The following is a 19,262-nucleotide window of genomic DNA, read 5'->3' on the forward strand; positions in this document are numbered from 1 at the left end:
CCGGGCGCTGCCACGACGCTCACGCGGACGGCTCGATGCCGACGAGCGCCCACGCCTGCCCGACCGCGGTGTGCTCCTCCGAGTCCACACCGAACCTGGCGGCGGCCGCAGCGATCGTCGCCGCGGCGAAGGTCGCGAAGTCGGCGCGCTCCGACAGGCCGCCGATGAGGGTGTCGTACCAGATGAGCCCCGCACGCTCCCAGGCGTTGCCGCCGAGGGCGACGGCGAGCGTCGCGAACGCCCGGTTGGGGATGCCGGAGTTGAGGTGGACGCCTCCGTTGTCGTCGGTCGTCTCGATGTAGTCGTCGAAATGCGCCGGCTGCGGGTCCTTCCCGAGGACGTCGTCGTCGTAGGCCGTGCCCGGGGCGAGCATGGAACGCAGTGCGTTGCCCTCGACCTCGTCCGTGAAGAGCCCTTCGCCGATGAGCCAGGACGCCGATGCCGCGTCCTCGCCGCGCGCATGCTGTTCGACGAGGGCGCCGAAGACGTCGGACACGTGTTCGTTGAGCGCTCCAGGCTGCCCCTCGTAGACGAGGTTCGCCGTGTACTGCGTCACGCCGTGGGCCAGCTCGTGGCCGATGACGCTCAGGGAGCTCGTGAAGCTGCGGAAGACCTCGCCGTCGCCGTCGCCGAAGACCATCTGTTCGCCGTTCCAGAACGCGTTGTCGTAGTCGTCGCCGTAGTGCACCGTGGCGAGCAACGGCAGCCCGCGGCCGTCGATGGAGTCGCGTGCGAACGCCTCGGCGAAGAGGGCGTGGGTGTCGCCGAGGCCGTCGTAAGCGGCGGAGACCGCGGCGTCGGTGGTGGCGGGCTCACCCTCCGAGCGGACGAGCGTGCCCGGGAGGGTCTCGGTCCGCCGGGCGTCGTGGATGCTGCGTTCCGGGGTGCCGACCGGACGCTTGCCGGCCGTGGCGCTGCGCACGGGATCAGCGGCCCGCTCCGACCCTGGCTCGGGGAAGCGGTATGGTCGCGTGGCGAGCAGCGAGTACCGTGCGGCACTGGCGGCGCGTGCCAGCTGCGGAGCGTCGAGTTCGGCGATGCGCTCGAGCAACCAGGGCGGGACGATGCCGCACACGTGCCGCGGGGCCGGTGTCGGCATGCTGGACGAAGGGTTCGGTGAGCCGTTCATGCGGTGATCCTGCCATAGCCGGCCGACACGGCGTACGGCTCGCGCGGCGCGCTGTGGACAGGATGCCGAATGGGCCGGGAATAGCGCGGGTGTGAACGCCGTTGTCCTGGATGTCCATGCAAACGCATGAAAGAACGAGTGGGAGCGCATGATGCAATTCGGAATCTTCACGGTGGGGGATGTCACCACCGACCCGACCACCGGGATCACGCCCACCGAGCACGAGCGCATCGAGGCGATGGTCGCGATCGCCGTGAAGGCGGAGGAGGTCGGTCTCGACGTCTTCGCGACCGGCGAGCACCACAACCCGCCCTTCGTCCCGTCGAGCCCCACGACCATGCTCGGCTACATCGCGGCGAAGACCACGGACCTCATCCTCTCGACGAGCACGACGCTCATCACCACGAACGACCCGGTGAAGATCGCCGAGGACTACGCCATGCTGCAGCACCTGGCCGGCGGCCGGGTCGACCTCATCATGGGCCGTGGCAACACGGGGCCCGTCTACCCCTGGTTCGGCAAGGACATCCGCGAGGGCATCAACCTCGCCATCGAGAACTATGCGTTGCTCCACCGCCTCTGGCGAGAGGACTACGTCGACTGGCAGGGCCAGTTCCGCACCCCGCTGCAGGGCTTCCAGTCCACACCGCGACCGCTCGACGGCGTGCCGCCCTTCGTGTGGCACGGCTCCATCCGGAGCCCCGAGATCGCCGAGCAGGCGGCCTACTACGGCGACGGCTTCTTCGCGAACAACATCTTCTGGCCGAAGGAGCACTACATGCGCCTCATCCAGCTGTACCGTCAGCGGTTCGAGCACTACGGGCACGGCACGGCCGCGCAGGCGATCGTCGGACTCGGCGGTCAGGCGTTCATGGCGAAGAACTCGCAGGACGCCGTCGCCCAGTTCCGGCCCTACTTCGACAACGCCCCGGTGTACGGTCACGGGCCGACGCTCGAGGACTTCACCGAGCAGACACCGCTCACCGTCGGCAGCCCGCAGCAGGTCATCGACCGGTACGCCGGGATGCGCGAGACCTTCGGCGACTACCAGCGTCAGCTGTTCCTCATGGACCACGCCGGGCTCCCGCTCGCGACGGTGCTCGACCAGCTCGAGATCCTCGGCGGCGAGGTCGTGCCGGTGCTGCGCAAGGAGTTCGCGAAGGACCGCCCGGCCGACGTGCCGGAGGCGCCGACGCACGCGTCGATGGTCGCGGCCGCTGAGGCGGAACTCGCGTCGCGCTCCGGTGCGGTCGAGACGAGCCGGGTCGCCTCCGGATCGGCGTTCGGCGCGGCGGCGGTCGGGGCGACCCGATGACCGCGAAGCGCACGCTCGCCGTCGTGTCGGCCGGCCTCAGTCAACCGTCGTCCACACGCCTCCTCGCCGACCGCCTCCGCGACGCCACCGTGGCACGCCTCGAGCAGGACGGGTACGAGGCCCGGACGACGTCGATCGAGCTGCGCGACCTCGCGCAGGACATCACGAACAACCTGCTGACCGGGTTCCCCAGTCCACGGTTGTCCGAGGCGATCGAAGCGATGACGGCCGCCGACGGCGTGATCGCGGTGACGCCGATCTTCTCCTCCAGTTACTCCGGCTTGTTCAAGTCGTTCTTCGACGTGGTGGAGCCGACCGCCTTGACCGGGGTGCCCGTCGTCCTCGGTGCGACGGGTGGGTCGGCCAGGCATTCGCTCGCCCTCGAATACGCCGTGCGTCCCTTGTTCGCCTACCTGCGGGCGGTGACCGTGCGGACCGCCGTGTTCGCGGCCTCCGAGGACTGGGGGTCGGGCGACGCGCAGGTCAGCGCCCTGCCGGCGCGGATCGACCGCGCGGCCGGTGAGTTGAGCGCACTCGTGGCGGCCTCGGACCGTTCCGGGCGCCTGGACGACCCGTTCGCGCTCGACCGCCCGTTCTCCGAGCTGCTCGGCGGTCTCGGGGCCTGATCGGACGTCTCCGTCCGATCGCCCCGATGCGGGCGGGGACCGCCGGGTGCGGTCCCCGCCTCCGTCGTTCCCAGGCTCGGCGCCCCGGTCTTTGGGATACTGGTGGCGTGCGTCGCCGTCCGGCGTCGCCGGAGGGAGTGGTGGCCAGGTGATCCCCGGAGCGCGTCGACTCGGTTCGCTGCTGCAGCGTGCCGCTCGTACCGCGGCGCTCGCCGTGGTGGCGGTGTCGATCGGCGCCGGATCCCTCGTCCTGCCGCTCGCCGCATCCGCTCCCGCGTCGGCCGCCGGCACCGGCACGATCGAGAGCCCGACCGACGGCGACACCGTCTACCGCGTCGACTACACCCTGGACGGTGAGCAGGTGAGCGGATTCGACGTCACCGGCACCGCCGATGCAGGTGCCGACGTCGTGCTGTCCTACTGGCGCTCGATCGACCTCTACGACTCGGCGAAGGCCTGCTTCAGCAGCTCCACGGCCGATGACGCGTCGTGTGACCTGCAATCCACCGGCGGGACGGGGGCGACCGAGTTCCGCTTCGACGGCCAGCCGATCGAGATCGGGAGCGACGGCGGATGGTCCACCAGGATCAACATGACCCAGTGGCTTCGCGGCGCGGACGCGGGGGAGTACGACATCACCCTCGCTCTCGTGTCGACGAACGCCGACGGCGGGGCCACGCTCGGCGACCCGGTCCGGCTCGTCTACGACTCCACGACGACCGCGGAGGCGGCGGAGGCGGCGGCCGAGCCCGCGCCGAACGCCGGTGCCGGACCGCCGCTCTGGGTCTGGTTGCTCCTCGCCTTCCTGGTCCTGGACCTCATCGCGCTCGTCCTCATCCTCGTGCTGCGTCGCCGACGCCGGGTCGCCGCCACCGAGGCGGAGGAGCGGGCGAACGCGAAGCGGCGCTCGACGCACCGCGAACCTCCCACGCTCTGAACCTGCTAGAATCACAAGGTTGCCGTCGAACGGCCGCGGATCAAGAGAGCCCACGCATCAGGCGACGGGCACCGCGCAACGAACAGAGAGGGGATCACCACTATGGCGCTTGAAGGAGACCGTAAGAAGGCGATCATCGAAGAGTACGCAACCCACCCAGGTGACACCGGATCCCCCGAGGTCCAGGTGGCGGTCATGACCCGCCGCATCAAGGACCTCACCGAGCACCTCAAGGAGCACAAGCACGACCACCACTCGCGTCGTGGCCTGCTGCTCCTGGTCGGACAGCGTCGCCGCCTCCTCGGCTACCTCCAGGCCGTCGACATCGAGCGCTACCGCTCGCTGATCGAGCGCCTCGGACTCCGCCGCTAGGCAGCACTCTGAACCCTCCGCCAGCTCACGAGACCCACGGTCCCTGAGCCTGTCGAAGGGCGCTGACACCGCGAGCTTCTTCGTGACGGGCCGTCATCCTCCGGGATGGCGGCCCGTTCGTGTTCGATCAGGAACCCTGCAGCCGGAGAACATCACGTCTGCGACTCGACCTCAGCCTGCTCATCTGGCAAGGTCGAGAGTCGGCTTCGAGCGAGGCCACGAGGTACCGCACCACGGCAAGGAGCACCATGAGCATCTGGCGGACGAAGAGCATCGAGGACTCCCTCGCGGATTCCAGCGTCGAAGGGCGCAGCCTGAAGCGCACCCTCGGCACCTGGGACCTCATGATCATGGGTGTCGCGGTCGCGGTCGGCGCCGGCATCTTCTCCGTCGGAGCCAAGGCCGCGGGCAACTACGCGGGTCCGTCCGTGTCGCTCGCGTTCATCCTCGCGGCCGTCACCTGTGCCCTGGCCATCATGTGTTACGCGGAGTTCGCCTCCACGGTGCCCGTCGCCGGCTCCGCCTACACCTTCACCTACGCCACCCTCGGTGAGCTCCTCGCGTGGATCATCGGGTGGGACCTCATCCTGGAGATGCTCACGGCGGCCGCCGTCATCGCCAAGTACTGGGGCATCTACCTCAGCAACGTCTTCCTGCTCTGGGGCTGGGACGTGCCGAGCGAGCTCGACGTCTTCGGGCTCAAGGTCAGCTGGGGCGCGTTCGTCATCGTCGCGATCTTCACCACCCTGCTCGTCCTCGGGACGAAGCTGTCCTCGCGTGTCGCGAGCGTCTTCACGATCATCAAGGTCGCGATCGTCATCTTCGTCATCGTCGTCGGCGCCTTCTTCGTCAAGGCCGCGAACTACACGCCGTTCATCCCCGACGAGGTCCCGACGAAGGGCGGGGCGTCCGACGCCTGGTCGCAGTCGCTGTTCTCCTTCATGACGGGGGCCGCGCCCGCGCAGTACGGCGTCTTCGGTCTGCTCGCCGGTGCCTCACTCGTCTTCTTCGCCTTCATCGGGTTCGACGTCGTCGCCACGAGCGCGGAAGAGGTCAAGAACCCGCAGCGCAACCTGCCACGCGGCATCTTCGGTGGCCTCGCCATCGTGACCGTCCTCTACGTCGGCGTGAGCCTCGTCCTCACCGGCATGGTGCCGTACACGACGCTCGCCGAGGCTGAGGACCCCTCACTCGCGACGGCGTTCATCGCGGTCGGCGCGGACTGGGCGGCGCAGGTGATCTCGATCGGCATCCTCGCCGGCCTGACGACCGTCATCATGGTGCTCCTGCTCGGCCTCGCCCGCGTGGTCTTCGCCATGAGCCGCGACGGCCTGCTCCCGCGCTCACTCAGTGTCACCTCCGAGAAGCGCAAGACACCCGTGCGGGTGCAGCTCATCGTCGGCGCGCTCGTCGCGCTGATCGCCGGCCTGACCGACGTGGGCATCCTCGAGGAGATGATCAACATCGGCACGCTCTCCGCGTTCGTGCTCGTCAGCATCGCCGTGATCGTCCTGCGGAAGAAGTACCCGAAGCTGCCACGCGCGTTCCGCGTCCCGTGGTCGCCGTTCCTCCCGATCCTCTCAGCGGTGCTCTGCGTCTGGCTCATGCTCAACCTGACGACGCTCACCTGGGTGCGGTTCCTCGTCTGGCTGGCGCTCGGCTTCATCATCTACTTCGCCTACAGCCGGCGGCACTCCATCGTCGGCAAGAAGGCGCGGGGCGAGCTCGTCGAGTGAGGCCTGGGGCCGTCGCCGTCGTGCGGCCAGGGCCGCGCTGATCCGGTCGACGGTCACGCCCAGGCCGACGGCGACGACGATCGAGACGGCGGTCGCGAGTACCGGCTGATCCGGGAGGAACCGGCCGACGACGGCTCCGACGCCCACGTTCCACAGTGCCCAGGCGAGCCCTGCGAGGACGGTGATCGGCAGGTACCGACGGGGGCGGAGGCCACTCGCCCCGGCGACGAGGTTGACCGCGATGCGCGCGAACGGGATGTAGCGCGCGGTGAGGATGGCTGCAGCGGCGCGGCGCTCGAGTGCGACGCCCGCACGTCCGATCGCGCCCGCGACCCGCGGGCGCCGCATCCAGGCGAACCGTGTGGTCCCGATCCGTCGTCCGAGGAGGTAGCAGGACACGTCGCCGGTCACGGCGCCCGCCCAGGCCACGCCGATGAGGAGGGCGAGGTCCGGCGAGCCGCTCGACGCCGCGATCGCGCCGAGCGCCGTCACTGCGGTCTCGCTCGGCAGGACGACCAGGAACGCGTCGGCGACCGTCAGCAGGTACAGTGCCGGGAACACCCAGCCTGACGCGGCGATCTCGAGCAACCACGCCGTGATCGCCGTCTGCAGCTCATCGACCCATGCCATGTCCGCGATTCTCGCTCGGCCGGGTGAACGGCGCGTGACGTCCCCTGCGGGCAGGGTGGTCCTCGCCCGGGAAGCGTGTGAGCATGGAGGTCGGCGGAAGCCGGCGGAGGAGGCATCATGGCGAGGTTCGTGCGGTTCGACCGGTTCGGTGGCCCCGAGGTGTTCCACCTCGTCGAGGGCGACATCCCGGTGCCCGGCCACGACGAGGTCCGCGTCCGTGTCCTCGTCGCAGGCCTCAACCCCGTCGACCACAAGCTCGCGGCATCACCCGAAGCGCTCGCCTCCTTCGGCCGGGACGTCCCGAGCGGGAACGGCAACGACTTCGCCGGGGTGGTGGACGGCGTGGGGAGCGGCGTCCAGGGATTCGCGACCGGCGACCACGTCTACGGCGGACACCGGTTCCACGCGCAGGCGGACTTCCTCATCGCTCCGGCCGGCATCCTCCATCACGTGCCGGACGGGCTCACCATCGAGCAGGCAGGTGCCCTCGACATCGCGGGACGCGCGGCGATCGCATCGGTGGCCGCCGTCGGCGTCCAGCAGCCGGACACGGTGCTCGTGAGTGCTGCGGCCGGCGGGGTCGGCGTGCTCGCGGCGCAGCTCGCCAGGCGGACGGGCGCGGTCGTGCTCGGCACCGCCGGCGAGGCCAATCAGGAGTTCCTCCGCGGTCTCGGCATCATCCCCGTCCAGTACGGCGACGGGCTGCGCGAGCGTGTCCTCGAGGCGGCCCCTGGCGGGATCACCGCCGTCATCGACACCCACGGCCGGCCCACCCTCGAGCTGGCGCGCGACCTCGGCGTCGCGCCGGAGCGGGTCAACACGATCGCGGACCGACCCTTCGCCGCCGAGCACGGGTTCCGGGGCGTCGGCGGACAGGACGCGACGCTCGACGAGCTGGCCGCGCTCGGCGAGTCGATCGCGCGGGGTGAGATCGTCCTCCCCATCGACAGCGTGTGGCCCATCGAGCGGGTCGTCGACGCCTACCGCCACCTCATCGACGGTCACGTCCGCGGGAAGGTCGTCCTCGTCACCTCGTGACGTCGCGGCGGGACCCGGTCGGGTCGCTCCGAGGGGGCTCCGGGTCGAAGGCCCGCTTGCGACTGAAGATGAACGCCGCGCGGGGTTCGATGAGCGGTCTCGTGATGCGGCGCACGGGTCCGCTGGACAGCACGACGACGATCAGGACCGACAGCACCAGCAGACCGACGAGCACGAGGTCCGGGTTGCCCGTGTCAGTGAGGACGCCCGATTCGCGCAGCGGGTAGAGCACGAAGGAGTGCAGCAGGTAGACGTACATCGTCGACTGGCCGTACCGGGTGATCCACGACTGGCCGCGGGGGACGAGCACGAAGAACGCCGCGGTGAGGACGACGGCCAGCAGGATCGCCGCGAGTCGCACCAGGCCGCCCGTCCCGTCCTCGTTGCCGAGCGCGGTGTAGCCCCGGTCGTAGAAGAACCAGTAGCGCAGGTCGATGCGCCGCCACAGGTCGATCCCGCCGACGAGGACGACCGCCCACGCGATGAGGACGACGGCGGCGGCGATCCGGATCCACCAGGTCCTCGTGCGGACGAGCCGCCAGCGGTCCACAAGACGCCACCGGTTGATCTGCCACCCGAGCACGAAGAACGGGAGGATCCCGAGTGCGCGCGAGAGCGAGAACGTGCTGTCGACGTTGTCGAGGTAGCCGACGCCGACCGAGATCACCACGCTCCAGAGCAATGGCCAGCGCAGGAGCGCGAGGTAGGGCAGGACGAGGCGGAAGATGCCGAGCGCGAGGAGGAACCAGAGCGTCCACGACGGTTGGGTCGGGTTGAACGCGCGTTTGCCCTCGACGAGGAACTGCACGAGGGACCAGATCCCCTCCATGATCAGGTAGGGCAGGAGGATGTCCGTGATCACCCGACGCATCTGTCGTCGTCCGGGAGGGGCCGACTTCGAGAAGTACCCGCTGATGATCGCGAACGCCGGCATGTGGAAGGCGTAGAGGAACAGGTACACGACGAGCGCGGGGTCGGACTCGGAGGTCAGGCGCTGGATCGCATGGCCCATGACCACGAGCGTGATGCACGCGAAACGGGCGTTGTCCCAGAACGGGACGCGCTGCTTCGGGCGAGCGGCTGCCGGCGCGGGATGCGTCAACGTCACCTCCTGGGGTCCGCACCAGCGTAGCCCGGGGCGGCACGCGCGACGACGGGGCCCGGGCGCCGGGCTCAGGATGGCGTAGCGTTGGATGGTTGCACGAGAGCGGAGGACCGGATGGCTGAACGCGGTCTGAAGACCTCACTGATCAGCTTCGCGCCGTCGCCGAAACGTTGGCCAGCCGCGCTGACCGCGGCCATCGCGATGGCCGTGCCGGTCGCGGTCGCGACGTTCTTCGGACTCACCCCGCTCGGCCTGCTCACCGGCCTCGGGGCGTTCACCGCGCTCTACTGCGCGCCGCTCAGCCGCCGGGACCGTCTCCGGGTGCTGCCGCTCATCGGAGCAGGACTCGTCACGGCCGCGGCTCTGGGTGTCGCGATGTCGGGTTCTCGGCCGCTGACCGCGATCGGTCTCATCGTCGTCGGGTCGGTGGTGATCTGGCTGGTGCAGGGCATCGTCCTCGGCCCTCCGGGCGCGCTGTTCTTCATCCTCGTGTTCGGCATCGCCGGCCACCTGACCGCGCCCGTCCCGATCGGCGGCGCCGGGCTCGACGGCGGGCTGGTCATCCTCCTCGTGGCGGCCGGTTCCGCCTTCGCCTCGCTGGTGGTCGTCGCGCCGTTGCTCGTGCCGGCGGTCCACCGCGGCGCGGGGAAGCCGACGCCGATGCGGGTGCTGTTCCCCGAGTACCGGCTGAGCGCGACCGACCGCCGGATCGCGACACGGCTCACGGTCGCGCTCGCGATCAGTGCGGTCCTCGGAGCGGTCCTCGGCCTCGGTCACGGGTACTGGATCGCCGGGTCCGCCGTCGCCATCCTCAGCGTCGGGCACTCGCGCACCCTGAGCGCGACACGCGGCGTGCACCGCGTGCTCGGGACGGTCGTCGGCGCCGGGATCTTCCTCGCCGTGGCCTCGCTCCAGCCGCACGGCTACATCCTCGCGCTCGTGCTGGCCGCCCTGCAGTTCACGATCGAGCTCGTCGTCATCCGGCATTACGCGTTGGCGCTCGTCTTCATCACGCCGCTCGTGCTCATCATCAGCACGTCCTCGTCGACGCAACCGGTGCTCGCGATCGTGGGGGAGCGCGTGCTCGACACCCTCCTCGGAGCGGCCGTCGCGATGCTCCTCCTGCTCGTGTCGTGGGGACGCGACCGTCGGCGCGCGGCGTCTCCGGACGCCCCTGGCACCCCGCCCATCACCTGAGGATCCGTGTCGTTCCGGGGATCGCCGAACCCCCCTCTGCTAGGCTGGCCGACGGCGGACCGTGATGGTCCGCTCCGCGCACAGCCAGCCGACAGGAAGCTGGTCCTCGGTGGTGTATCCCTCGCGATCCGCGGGTGGTGTTCTACTGGTGGCCAGCCAAGTCCCGGAAGACCGGGCGGCTTGAGCAAGTACTGCGGCTGTGTTGCGCGCTGCATCATGCACGACCGCGCTCGACGGCGCGTCCATTCGGGACGCGCGGCCCGTCACTCGACGGGAGCGCACACGTACGAAGGAGAGACCTGTGGAAGGTCCAGAAATCAAGTTCGCCGAGGCCGTTCTCGACAACGGCAAGTTCGGCAAGCGCACGGTCCGGTTCGAAGCCGGCCGCCTCGCGCAGCAGGCACAGGGCGCGATCGCCGCGTACCTCGACGAGGAGACCATGCTCCTCTCGGCCACCTCGGCCGGAAAGCACCCCAAGGACAACTTCGACTTCTTCCCCCTCACGGTGGACGTCGAGGAGCGCTCCTACGCCGCCGGCAAGATCCCCGGTTCGTTCTTCCGTCGTGAGGGCCGCCCCTCGACCGAGGCGATCCTCGTCTGCCGCCTCATCGACCGACCGCTGCGCCCGTCGTTCGTCACCGGCCTCCGCAACGAGGTCCAGATCGTCATCACCGTCCTCTCGATCGCTCCGGGTGAGTTCTACGACGCCCTCGCGATCAACGCGGCGTCGATGTCCACCCAGATCTCGGGTCTGCCGTTCTCCGGTCCGATCGGCGCCGTCCGTCTCGCGCTGATCCCCGGCCAGGCCGGCGAGGCCGACCAGTGGGTCGCCTTCCCGAAGGTCGACCAGCTCGAGGAGGCCGTCTTCGACATCATCGTCGCCGGTCGCATCGTGACCGACGCCAACGGCAACGAAGACGTCGCGATCATGATGGTCGAGGCGGAAGCCACCGAGAACAGCTGGAACCTCATCAAGGGCGGCGCCACGAAGCCCGACGAGGCGGTCGTCGCGGCCGGCCTCGAGGCCTCCAAGCCGTTCCTCAAGCAGCTCGTCAAGGCGCAGAGCGAACTCGCCGCTCAGGCGGCCAAGGAGATCGCGGCCTACCCCGTGTTCCTCCCGTACACGCAGGAGAGCTACGACGCGGTCGCCGGTCTCGCACACGACGAACTGGTGAACGTCTACCAGATCGCCGACAAGATCGAGCGCCAGAACGCCGACGACGCCCTCAAGGACCGCGTCAAGGCTGAGATCACCGAGCGCGTCGAGGCCGGTTCGCTCGACGCCGAAGTGCTCACCCAGTTCTCGGCGGCGTACAAGTCCGTCTCGAAGGTCGTCATGCGCGGCCGGGTCCTCCGCGAGGGCATCCGCATCGACGGCCGTGGCCTCACCGACATCCGTCCGCTCGACGCCGAGGTGCAGGTCATCCCGCGCGTCCACGGTTCCGCGATCTTCCAGCGCGGCGAGACCCAGATCCTGGGTGTCACCACGCTGAACATGCTCAAGATGGAGCAGCAGATCGACTCGCTGTCGCCCGTCACGAAGAAGCGCTACCTGCACCACTACAACTTCCCGCCCTACTCGACCGGTGAGACCGGCCGGGTCGGTTCGCCGAAGCGTCGCGAGATCGGGCACGGCTTCCTCGCCGAGCGCGCACTCGTGCCGGTGCTGCCGAGCCGCGAGGAGTTCCCCTACGCGATCCGTCAGGTCTCCGAGGCCCTCGGGTCCAACGGTTCGACCTCGATGGGTTCCGTCTGCGCCTCGACCCTGTCGCTGCTGAACGCCGGTGTGCCGCTCCGCGCACCCGTCGCCGGTATCGCCATGGGCCTCATCTCCGACGTCGTCGACGGCGAGACCCGCTACGCGGCACTCACCGACATCCTCGGCGCCGAAGACGCCCTGGGCGACATGGACTTCAAGGTCGCCGGTACCTCCGAGTTCGTCACGGCCATCCAGCTCGACACGAAGCTCGACGGCATCCCGACCTCGGTCCTGACCGGTGCGCTCCAGCAGGCCAAGGACGCCCGCACGACGATCCTCTCCGTGCTGAACGCGGCGATCGACGCTCCTGACGAGATGGCGCCGACCGCACCTCGCGTCATCAGCGTCCAGATCCCCGTCGACAAGATCGGCGAGCTGATCGGCCCGAAGGGCAAGACGATCAACTCGATCCAGGACGAGACCGGCGCCGACATCTCCATCGAGGAGGACGGCACCGTCTACATCGGCGCCGTCGACGGTCCGTCGGCCGAGGCCGCTCGTGCCCAGGTCAACGCGATCGCGAACCCCACCAACCCGGAGGTCGGCGAGCAGTTCCTCGGAACCGTCGTCAAGATCGCCGCGTTCGGCGCGTTCGTCTCGCTGCTCCCGGGCAAGGACGGCCTGCTGCACATCTCCGAGGTCCGCAAGCTCGCCGGTGGCAAGCGTGTGGAGAACGTCGAAGACGTGCTCGGCGTCGGCCAGAAGATCCTCGTCGAGATCACGAAGATCGACGACCGCGGCAAGCTCTCGCTCGCTCCGGTCGTCGCCGATGAGGCCGACACGCACGGCAGCGACGCTGCCAGCGAGGGCCCTGAGGCCCCGGCCGAAGGCTAGGTCTCACCAGCTGTATCCGAACGCCCGTCCCGCTTCCGCGGGGCGGGCGTTCGCCGTTGCGCGGAGTGTCGACGGTTGAGCGCCAGGGTGATCCGGCGTAGCCTCGGACCACCTCGCGATGACGCGAGGGCACGGCATCGCTCACGAGGCACCGCCGTGAGGTCACCGAACTCAAGGCGGCGTGCATCGTGTCGATGGAGACTCACACCCAATTCCCGCAGGATTCCGACGAGCGGGGCGGTGATGCACGCGAACCGGTCCCGGTCGACCAGGGGTGCGTCCAGCTCCTCGATCCGGACGGCGTCCGTCAGGAGGACGCCCTCTACGATCTCTTCGTCGCCGACCTCGGTCACGCGGAGCTGCTCGCGCTCTACGAGGACATGGTCGTCACGCGTCGCATCGACACGGAGGCGACGGCTCTGCAACGGCAGGGCGAGATCGGTCTGTGGCCGCCGTCGCTCGGGCAGGAGGCCGCCCAGGTGGGGTCGGCGCGGGTCCTGCGGCGCGGGGACTTCGTGTTCACGAGCTACCGCGAACAGGCCGTCGCCTACTGCCGGGGCGTCGAACTCGACCAACTGATGGCGATGTGGCGGGGGACCGCGCTGTCGGGCTGGGATCCGTTCGCGGTCGGCATGGCGACGCCGGCGGTCATCATCGGTGCCCAGACGCTCCATGCGACGGGCTATGCGATGGGCTGTCAGCGCGACGGGTCCGACGCGGTGGCCGTGGCCTATTTCGGCGACGGGGCGACGAGTCAGGGCGACGTGAACGAGGCGCTGGTGCTGGCCGCGAGCTTCCAGGCACCCGTGGTCTTCTTCTGCCAGAACAACCAGTACGCGATCTCCGAGCCCGTCGGGCTGCAGGCCCAGCGCCCCATCGCGGACCGGGCACCGGGCTTCGGGGTGCCGAGCATGCGGGTCGACGGCAACGACGTGCTCGCCGTGACGGCGGCGATGCGGATCGCCGTCGACCGCGCACGTTCCGGTGGTGGGCCGACCTTCATCGAGGCCGTCACCTACCGCATGGGGCCGCACACCACCTCGGACGATCCGACGCGGTACCGGGACGAGAGCGAGGTCGCGTCGTGGCGTGCAAAGGATCCGATCGCCCGTCTCGAGCGTCTGCTGGAGTCCGAGGGGGTCCTCGACGAGACGGCCCGAGCCCACGTCGCGTCTGTCGCCGACTCGGCTGCCGCCCGGGTCCGTGCGGGGTGCCTCGCCTTGCCCGCACCTGACCCGTTCTCGCTCTTCGACGAGGTCTACGCCACCGCCCACCCCGGGCTCGAACGGCAACGCGAGGAGTACCGCTCGTACCTCGCGATGTTCGACGGCGGTGCCAGATGACCGCGCTCACCCTCAGCAAGGCGATCAACACCGGACTGCACCACGCCCTCGCCGATGACGACCGGGTCCTGTTGCTCGGCGAGGACATCGGCAGGCTCGGTGGGGTGTTCCGGGTGACCGACGGCCTCCAGGCGGAGTTCGGCGCCGATCGCGTCGTCGACATGCCGCTGGCGGAGTCGGCGATCATCGGAGCGGCGATCGGTCTGGCGTTCCGAGGCTTCCGCCCGGTGTGCGAGATCCAGTTCGACGGGTTCATCTATCCGGGCTTCGACCAGATCGTCGCGCAGTTGGCGAAGCTGCACTACCGGACGAAGGGCGCCGTGCGCATGCCGGTCACCATCCGCGTGCCGTACGGCGGAGGCATCGGCGCCGTCGAGCACCATTCCGAGTCCCCGGAGGCGTACTTCGCGCACACGGCGGGACTGCGCGTGGTGACGTGCTCGGACCCCCAGGACGCGCACACCATGATCCGTCAGGCGATCGCGTGCGACGACCCGGTGCTGTTCTTCGAACCGAAGCGGCGGTACTGGACGAAGGGTGAGGTCCTCGACGACCTCCCCGCCGATCCGCTCGCGTTCACCCGTGCGCGGACCGTTCGCGCCGGCACGGACGCGACGTTGGTCGCCTACGGTCCGCTCGTCCAAACGGCGCTCGAGGCTGCGGAGGCTGCGGCCGACGAGGGTGTCGACCTGGAGGTGATCGACCTCCGATCCCTCGCGCCCTTGGACGTCGACGCGGTCGCCGCCTCGGTCGAGAAGACCGGGCGACTCGTCATCACGCACGAGGCGCAACGCTCCGGAGGGGTCGGAGCCGAGCTGGCGGCCTCGATCACCGAACGCTGCTTCGACCTCCTCGAAGAGGCCCCGGTGCGGGTGACGGGGTTCGACACCCCCTACCCCGCGTCGGCGCTCGAGGACCACTTCCTCCCGGACCTCGACCGGATCCTGGACGGGGTGGATCGCGCGCTGGGGCGTCGGTCCTCGGCCTCCGCTGTGGGCAGGGCCGATGCCCGGCCTGTGACCGGTGGGGAGGGACGGCGATGAAGCGGTTCTCCCTACCCGATCTCGGTGAAGGTCTGACCGAGAGCGAACTCGTTTCCTGGCGCGTCGCCGTCGGCGACCACGTCGAGCTCAACCAGGTGATCGCCGAGGTCGAGACCGCGAAGGCGCTCGTCGAACTGCCCGCGCCGACCGCCGGCGTGGTCACGAGGCTCCACGTCGAACCGGGGACGACGGTCCTCGTCGGCGAAGCGCTCGTCGACTTCGCGCCCGATGGTGAGACCGCTCCGCCCCCGTCGGTCCCCGAGGCCGACCGAGCGGAGGTCGACCGTCCGAGTGGGGCGGCGGACCGCGAGCCGGTCCTCGTCGGCTACGGCCCTCGCACGGCGAGCGGGGAGCGGCCACGGCGTCGTGCCCGGTCCGACGGCGATGACACACCTGCCCCGGCGCACACCGCCCCGGTGCCGGAGCGTTCCCGGCCCCGCGCGACACCGCCGGTCCGGCGACTCGCGCGCGATCTGGGCGTCGACCTCGGAACGCTCGTCGGCACCGGTGTCGGTGGTCGGATCGCGCGTGAGGAGGTCGAGCGCGCTGCGACCGGCCTGAGCGGGCAGCTGCCGGAGCGTGCTCGCGGAGCGGGAGCGGCACCGGCCGGGACCCCAGAGGCGCCGGCCACGGCGTCCGACGGGTCGGTTCGTCGGCCGATCACGGGGGTCAGGCGCCGGACCGCCGAGGCCATGGTGAGCAGCGCGTTCACGGCTCCCCACGTGACGGAGTTCCTGACGGTCGACGTGACGCCGACGATGTCGCTGCTGGACGCGCTCGCCCGCTCGCCTCGGACCGGGGACCACCGGGTCAACATCCTGACCGTCCTCGCCAAAGCGGTGTGCATCGCCGTCAGACGCACCCCTGCGGTCAACGCGAGTTGGGACGAGGGTGCCGGGGAGATCGTCGAGTACGGACACGTCGGACTCGGGATCGCCGCAGCGACGCCGCGGGGACTCCTCGTCCCGAACATCGCACGGGCCGAGGAGCTCAGCCTGTTCGAACTCGCGGACGCCGTGGCGGACCTCGTGCGCACGGCCCGCGAGGGACGCACCGCTCCGGCGGAACTGCGAGGGGGGACGATCACGATCTCCAACGTCGGCGTCTTCGGCGTCGATGCGGGGACGCCCATCCTGAACCCCGGTGAGGCGGCGATCATCGCGCTCGGTGCCGTCCGTCGCCAGCCGTGGGAGTTCGAGGGGCAGGTCGCGCTGCGACACGTCGTGACGCTGTCGCTGTCGTTCGACCATCGGCTCATCGACGGAGCGCAGGGGTCCCGTTTCCTCGTCGACCTCGGGACGATGCTCTCCGATCCGGCGATGGTCCTGACGATGGTGTGATCGTCGAGTCCAGGCCCTCGCGCTCGCCGGCCCCGGCGGCCGTTCGGGCCTGGACGCGACGGCCGCGACGTGGCATCGTGCATCGTGTACGCATCGGGAATCAGCAAAGGAGCGGCTCATGGTCACCTACACGGATGTCTTCAGCGGGTTCTCGGTCGACGACATCGACGCGGCGAGGGCGTTCTACCGGGACGTCCTCGGTCTCACGGTCACCGACAACGCCATGGGATTCCTGGACGTGGCGCTGCCCGCCGGCGGGTCGGTGCTCGTCTACGGGAAGCCTGACCACACACCAGCCTCGTTCACCGTGCTGAACCTCGTGGTCGACGACATCGACACGGCGGTCGACGAGCTGCAGGCCCGCGGTGTGGTGACGAAGCTCTACCCCGACGACGTCCTGCCGACGGATGCGAAGGGGATCATGCGCGGGAACGGCCCGGACATCGCGTGGTTCACCGATCCAGCGGGGAACGTCCTGTCCGTGCTCGTCGACTGACCCTGTCCCGCGTCCTCATGCGGCGAGCAGGGCGGCCAGTGCCATCCGCTCGAGCGTCGAACGCACCGCTTCGCGGTCGGGTGTCCCGGCCTCGTTCCTGCCGAGGGAGGTGCTGTGGGACGTGGAGTTGATCAGTCCGAAGCCCGCGAGCGCGCGGACCCGCAGTTCCGTCGCGGGGATCGTGGGATGCAGCGTCGTGAGGACGTCCACCCACCGCTCGACGTACCGCCGCTGGAGGGTGCGGACCGCGCGGCGGTCGTCCGGTGCCAGGCTGTCGAGGTCGTGGTCCTGGATGCGGATCACGTCGGGGTCGTCGAGGGCGAATGCCACGTGGAAGGTGACCAGTGAACGCAGTGCCCGATCGCTGTCCGGAGCCTGCTCGACCTCGCGGGTCCCGCCGTCCAGCAGATCCTGACTGACGCCGACGAGGAGTGCCGCGAGGACGGCCTGTTTGCTCGGGAAGTGGCGGTAGACGGCGGGTCCGCTCATGCCGACGGCCGTTCCGAGGTCCTCCATCGACACCCCGGCGAAGCCGCGCTCGGCGAACAGTCCGGCTGCTGACCGCAGGAGAGCCGAGCGACGTGCCGCTTTCGCCTCCGAGCGCCCGAGGTGCGGCGGGTTCGGGGACGGTGTGTCACGACCGGTCATCGGATCTCCTCGGGGTGGACTTTTTCAGTTAATGAACTGTAACCTCTCTTTCAGTGAGTGGTGAGTAACTGAATGCACTCACGGTCGATGACGACAGGAGCCCGAGTGCCCACCCTCACGAGCGATGCCGATCCCACCTCAGCCCGATTCCGCGAGCAGGAGGCGGCCCAGCGGACGCTCGTGACGGTGCTCGAGCAGACGATGGCGACCGCGGCCCTGGGCGGACCGGAGGCGTCGCGGGCCCGGCATGTCGCCCGGGGGAAGCTGCTGCCGCGCGATCGGGTCGACCGTCTGCTCGACGAGGGCAGCCCCTTCCTGGAGATCGCGCCCTTGGCCGCGCACGGCATGTACGACGACGCGACTCCCGGCGCCGGGGTCATCGCCGGGATCGGCCTCGTCCACGGACGACATGTGCTCGTCGTGTCGAACGACGCGACCGCGAAGGGCGGCTCGTACTTCCCGATGACGGTGAAGAAGCACCTCCGGGCCCAGGAGATCGCGGCCGCGAACCGACTGCCGTGCCTGTACCTCGTCGACTCCGGGGGAGCGAACCTCCCGACGCAGGATGAGGTCTTCCCCGATCGGGACCACTTCGGCCGGATCTTCTTCAACCAGGCCAGGATGTCGGCGGCCGACATCCCGCAACTCGCCGCCGTACTCGGGTCCTGCACCGCCGGAGGTGCGTACGTCCCCGCCATGAGCGACGAGAACGTGATCGTGCGTGGCCAGGGCACGATCTTCCTGGGTGGTCCACCCCTCGTGAAGGCCGCGATCGGCGAGGTCGTGACGCCGGAGCAACTCGGCGGCGGCGACCTCCACGCCCGGGTGTCGGGGGTCACGGACCACCTCGCCGATGACGACGCGCACGCGCTCGACATCCTCCGGGATGCGGTCGCGACGCTGCCGGCGCCCCACCCGCGCGCGTGGGAGGTGCGTCCCAGCGTGCCGCCGGTCGTCCCGGAGGCAGAGCTGTACGGCGTCGTGCCGGCGGAGCTGCAGACGGCCTACGACGTCCGTGAAGTGATCGCGCGGCTCGTCGACGGCAGTGACTTCTCGGAGTTCAAACGCGAGTACGGCGACACCCTCGTGACCGGGTTCGCGAGGGTGCACGGGCACCCCGTCGGCATCATCGCGAACAACGGCGTCCTCTTCAGCGAGTCGGCCCTGAAGGGCGCCCATTTCATCGAGCTCGCCGACCAGCGCGGCATCCCGTTGCTGTTCCTCCAGAACATCTCGGGCTTCATGGTCGGCAGGGACGCCGAGGCCGGAGGCATCGCCAAGCACGGCGCGAAGATGGTCACCGCGGTCGCGACCACCCGGGTGCCGAAGCTGACGGTCGTGATCGGCGGTTCCTTCGGCGCCGGCAACTACTCCATGTGCGGCCGGGCCTACGACCCCCGGTTCCTCTGGATGTGGCCGGGCGCGCGCATCTCCGTCATGGGGGGACAGCAGGCGGCGAGCGTGCTCGCGACCGTCAAGCGCGACCAGCTCGAGGCTCGCGGTGAGGTGTGGACCGCCCAGGCGGAGGATGACTTCCGGGCGCCGATCCTCGCCGACTTCGAGGAGCAGGGCAACCCGTACTACTCGACCGCGCGGCTCTGGGACGACGGCATCATCGATCCCGCCCAGACCCGCACGGTCCTCGGACTCGCGCTCGAGGTGTGCTCCCGCGCGCCCCTGCCAGAACCCGGCTTCGGCCTCTTCAGGATGTGAC

At 69.8% G+C, this 19,262-nt stretch carries 16 protein-coding genes and 1 pseudogene; 13 read left to right on the forward strand and 4 right to left on the reverse strand.

From position 1 onward, the window contains the following. Positions 1–19 precede the first annotated feature (19 nt). Complete coding sequence (locus tag IFU11_RS07740) at positions 20–1,129, reverse strand: M4 family metallopeptidase (protein ID WP_228501989.1); 1,110 nt, start codon at positions 1,127–1,129, stop codon at positions 20–22. 151 nt (positions 1,130–1,280) lie between these two features. Here IFU11_RS07740 and IFU11_RS07745 point away from each other — a divergent pair, with 151 nt between their 5' ends. From IFU11_RS07745 to IFU11_RS07765, 5 genes are all read left to right on the forward strand, one after another. Continuing rightward, on the forward strand, positions 1,281–2,444 hold the full coding sequence (locus tag IFU11_RS07745) for an LLM class flavin-dependent oxidoreductase (protein WP_079707385.1): 1,164 nt from the start codon (positions 1,281–1,283) through the stop codon (positions 2,442–2,444). Further along, on the forward strand, positions 2,441–3,070 hold the full coding sequence (locus IFU11_RS07750) for an FMN reductase (RefSeq protein WP_192018583.1): 630 nt from the start codon (positions 2,441–2,443) through the stop codon (positions 3,068–3,070). Before IFU11_RS07745 ends, IFU11_RS07750 begins: the two co-directional genes overlap by 4 nt. A 148-nt stretch (positions 3,071–3,218) precedes the next feature. Further along, the gene (locus IFU11_RS07755; RefSeq protein ID WP_137243251.1) at positions 3,219–4,007 is read left to right on the forward strand and encodes a hypothetical protein; all 789 of its coding nucleotides are present in this window, start codon (positions 3,219–3,221) and stop codon (positions 4,005–4,007) included. A 102-nt stretch (positions 4,008–4,109) separates the two neighbouring features. Next, positions 4,110–4,379, forward strand: coding sequence for a 30S ribosomal protein S15 (gene rpsO / locus IFU11_RS07760; protein WP_056012204.1), 270 nt, complete (start codon positions 4,110–4,112; stop codon positions 4,377–4,379). Between the two features lie 248 nt (positions 4,380–4,627). Further along, positions 4,628–6,115, forward strand: coding sequence for an amino acid permease (locus IFU11_RS07765; RefSeq protein WP_071262327.1), 1,488 nt, complete (start codon positions 4,628–4,630; stop codon positions 6,113–6,115). 144 nt (positions 6,116–6,259) lie between these two features. Here the strand turns inward: IFU11_RS07765 and IFU11_RS07770 are convergent. After that, positions 6,260–6,745 (reverse strand): annotated as a pseudogene (locus IFU11_RS07770) (DedA family protein); the annotation flags it as partial. A 117-nt stretch (positions 6,746–6,862) separates the two neighbouring features. Between IFU11_RS07770 and IFU11_RS07775 the strand changes: the two are divergent. Continuing rightward, complete coding sequence (locus tag IFU11_RS07775; RefSeq protein WP_159879101.1) at positions 6,863–7,783, forward strand: NADP-dependent oxidoreductase; 921 nt, start codon at positions 6,863–6,865, stop codon at positions 7,781–7,783. On the opposite strand, the gene IFU11_RS07780 is transcribed toward IFU11_RS07775, so the two are convergent. Next, a complete protein-coding gene (locus IFU11_RS07780; RefSeq protein ID WP_244631688.1) occupies positions 7,773–8,885 on the reverse strand; it encodes an acyltransferase family protein in 1,113 nt (370 codons plus the stop codon). The two genes, IFU11_RS07775 and IFU11_RS07780, sit on opposite strands and share 11 nt — an antisense overlap. A gap of 117 nt (positions 8,886–9,002) precedes the next feature. On the opposite strand from IFU11_RS07780, the gene IFU11_RS07785 reads away from it, so the two are divergent. From IFU11_RS07785 to IFU11_RS07810, 6 genes are all read left to right on the forward strand, one after another. Continuing rightward, on the forward strand, positions 9,003–10,085 hold the full coding sequence (locus IFU11_RS07785) for an FUSC family protein (protein ID WP_192018584.1): 1,083 nt from the start codon (positions 9,003–9,005) through the stop codon (positions 10,083–10,085). Positions 10,086–10,386: 301 nt separating this feature from the next. Beyond that, positions 10,387–12,678, forward strand: coding sequence for a polyribonucleotide nucleotidyltransferase (locus IFU11_RS07790; protein WP_079707114.1), 2,292 nt, complete (start codon positions 10,387–10,389; stop codon positions 12,676–12,678). Between the two features lie 194 nt (positions 12,679–12,872). Then, positions 12,873–14,021, forward strand: coding sequence for a pyruvate dehydrogenase (acetyl-transferring) E1 component subunit alpha (gene pdhA, locus IFU11_RS07795; RefSeq protein WP_192018585.1), 1,149 nt, complete (start codon positions 12,873–12,875; stop codon positions 14,019–14,021). Then, entirely contained in the window at positions 14,018–15,064 is a 1,047-nt protein-coding gene (locus IFU11_RS07800; RefSeq protein WP_192006578.1) for an alpha-ketoacid dehydrogenase subunit beta, read from the forward strand. Before pdhA ends, IFU11_RS07800 begins: the two co-directional genes overlap by 4 nt. After that, positions 15,061–16,404, forward strand: a complete 1,344-nt coding sequence (locus IFU11_RS07805) for a dihydrolipoamide acetyltransferase family protein (RefSeq protein ID WP_192018586.1) — start codon at positions 15,061–15,063, stop codon at positions 16,402–16,404. The genes IFU11_RS07800 and IFU11_RS07805 overlap by 4 nt, the downstream gene beginning before the upstream one ends. Before the next feature lie 118 nt (positions 16,405–16,522). Next, positions 16,523–16,900 (forward strand): VOC family protein, encoded by a 378-nt coding sequence (locus IFU11_RS07810; RefSeq protein WP_086473891.1) that lies wholly within the window; start codon positions 16,523–16,525, stop codon positions 16,898–16,900. A 15-nt stretch (positions 16,901–16,915) separates the two neighbouring features. Here IFU11_RS07810 and IFU11_RS07815 read toward each other — a convergent pair whose 3' ends face one another. Beyond that, positions 16,916–17,548 (reverse strand): TetR/AcrR family transcriptional regulator, encoded by a 633-nt coding sequence (locus tag IFU11_RS07815; protein ID WP_192006573.1) that lies wholly within the window; start codon positions 17,546–17,548, stop codon positions 16,916–16,918. A gap of 87 nt (positions 17,549–17,635) precedes the next feature. On the opposite strand from IFU11_RS07815, the gene IFU11_RS07820 reads away from it, so the two are divergent. Next, entirely contained in the window at positions 17,636–19,261 is a 1,626-nt protein-coding gene (locus IFU11_RS07820) for a carboxyl transferase domain-containing protein (protein ID WP_192018587.1), read from the forward strand. Position 19,262 lies beyond the last annotated feature (1 nt).

The organism is Plantibacter sp. CFBP 8804, from assembly GCF_014841225.1.
GTDB classification, from domain to species: domain Bacteria; phylum Actinomycetota; class Actinomycetes; order Actinomycetales; family Microbacteriaceae; genus Plantibacter; species Plantibacter auratus.

Bases quoted from the DNA above. Each gene is read 5' to 3' on its own strand.
- IFU11_RS07785 (WP_192018584.1), top strand. From the start codon at position 9,003: ATGGCTGAACGCGGTCTGAAGACCTCACTGATCAGCTTCGCGCCGTCG.
- IFU11_RS07765 (WP_071262327.1), top strand. From the start codon at position 4,628: ATGAGCATCTGGCGGACGAAGAGCATCGAGGACTCCCTCGCGGATTCC.
- IFU11_RS07815 (WP_192006573.1), bottom strand. From the start codon at position 17,548: ATGACCGGTCGTGACACACCGTCCCCGAACCCGCCGCACCTCGGGCGC.
- rpsO (WP_056012204.1), top strand. From the start codon at position 4,110: ATGGCGCTTGAAGGAGACCGTAAGAAGGCGATCATCGAAGAGTACGCA.
- pdhA (WP_192018585.1), top strand. From the start codon at position 12,873: ATGGAGACTCACACCCAATTCCCGCAGGATTCCGACGAGCGGGGCGGT.
- IFU11_RS07745 (WP_079707385.1), top strand. From the start codon at position 1,281: ATGCAATTCGGAATCTTCACGGTGGGGGATGTCACCACCGACCCGACC.
- IFU11_RS07775 (WP_159879101.1), top strand. From the start codon at position 6,863: ATGGCGAGGTTCGTGCGGTTCGACCGGTTCGGTGGCCCCGAGGTGTTC.
- IFU11_RS07805 (WP_192018586.1), top strand. From the start codon at position 15,061: ATGAAGCGGTTCTCCCTACCCGATCTCGGTGAAGGTCTGACCGAGAGC.
- IFU11_RS07740 (WP_228501989.1), bottom strand. From the start codon at position 1,129: ATGAACGGCTCACCGAACCCTTCGTCCAGCATGCCGACACCGGCCCCG.
- IFU11_RS07750 (WP_192018583.1), top strand. From the start codon at position 2,441: ATGACCGCGAAGCGCACGCTCGCCGTCGTGTCGGCCGGCCTCAGTCAA.
- IFU11_RS07800 (WP_192006578.1), top strand. From the start codon at position 14,018: ATGACCGCGCTCACCCTCAGCAAGGCGATCAACACCGGACTGCACCAC.
- IFU11_RS07810 (WP_086473891.1), top strand. From the start codon at position 16,523: ATGGTCACCTACACGGATGTCTTCAGCGGGTTCTCGGTCGACGACATC.
- IFU11_RS07820 (WP_192018587.1), top strand. From the start codon at position 17,636: ATGACGACAGGAGCCCGAGTGCCCACCCTCACGAGCGATGCCGATCCC.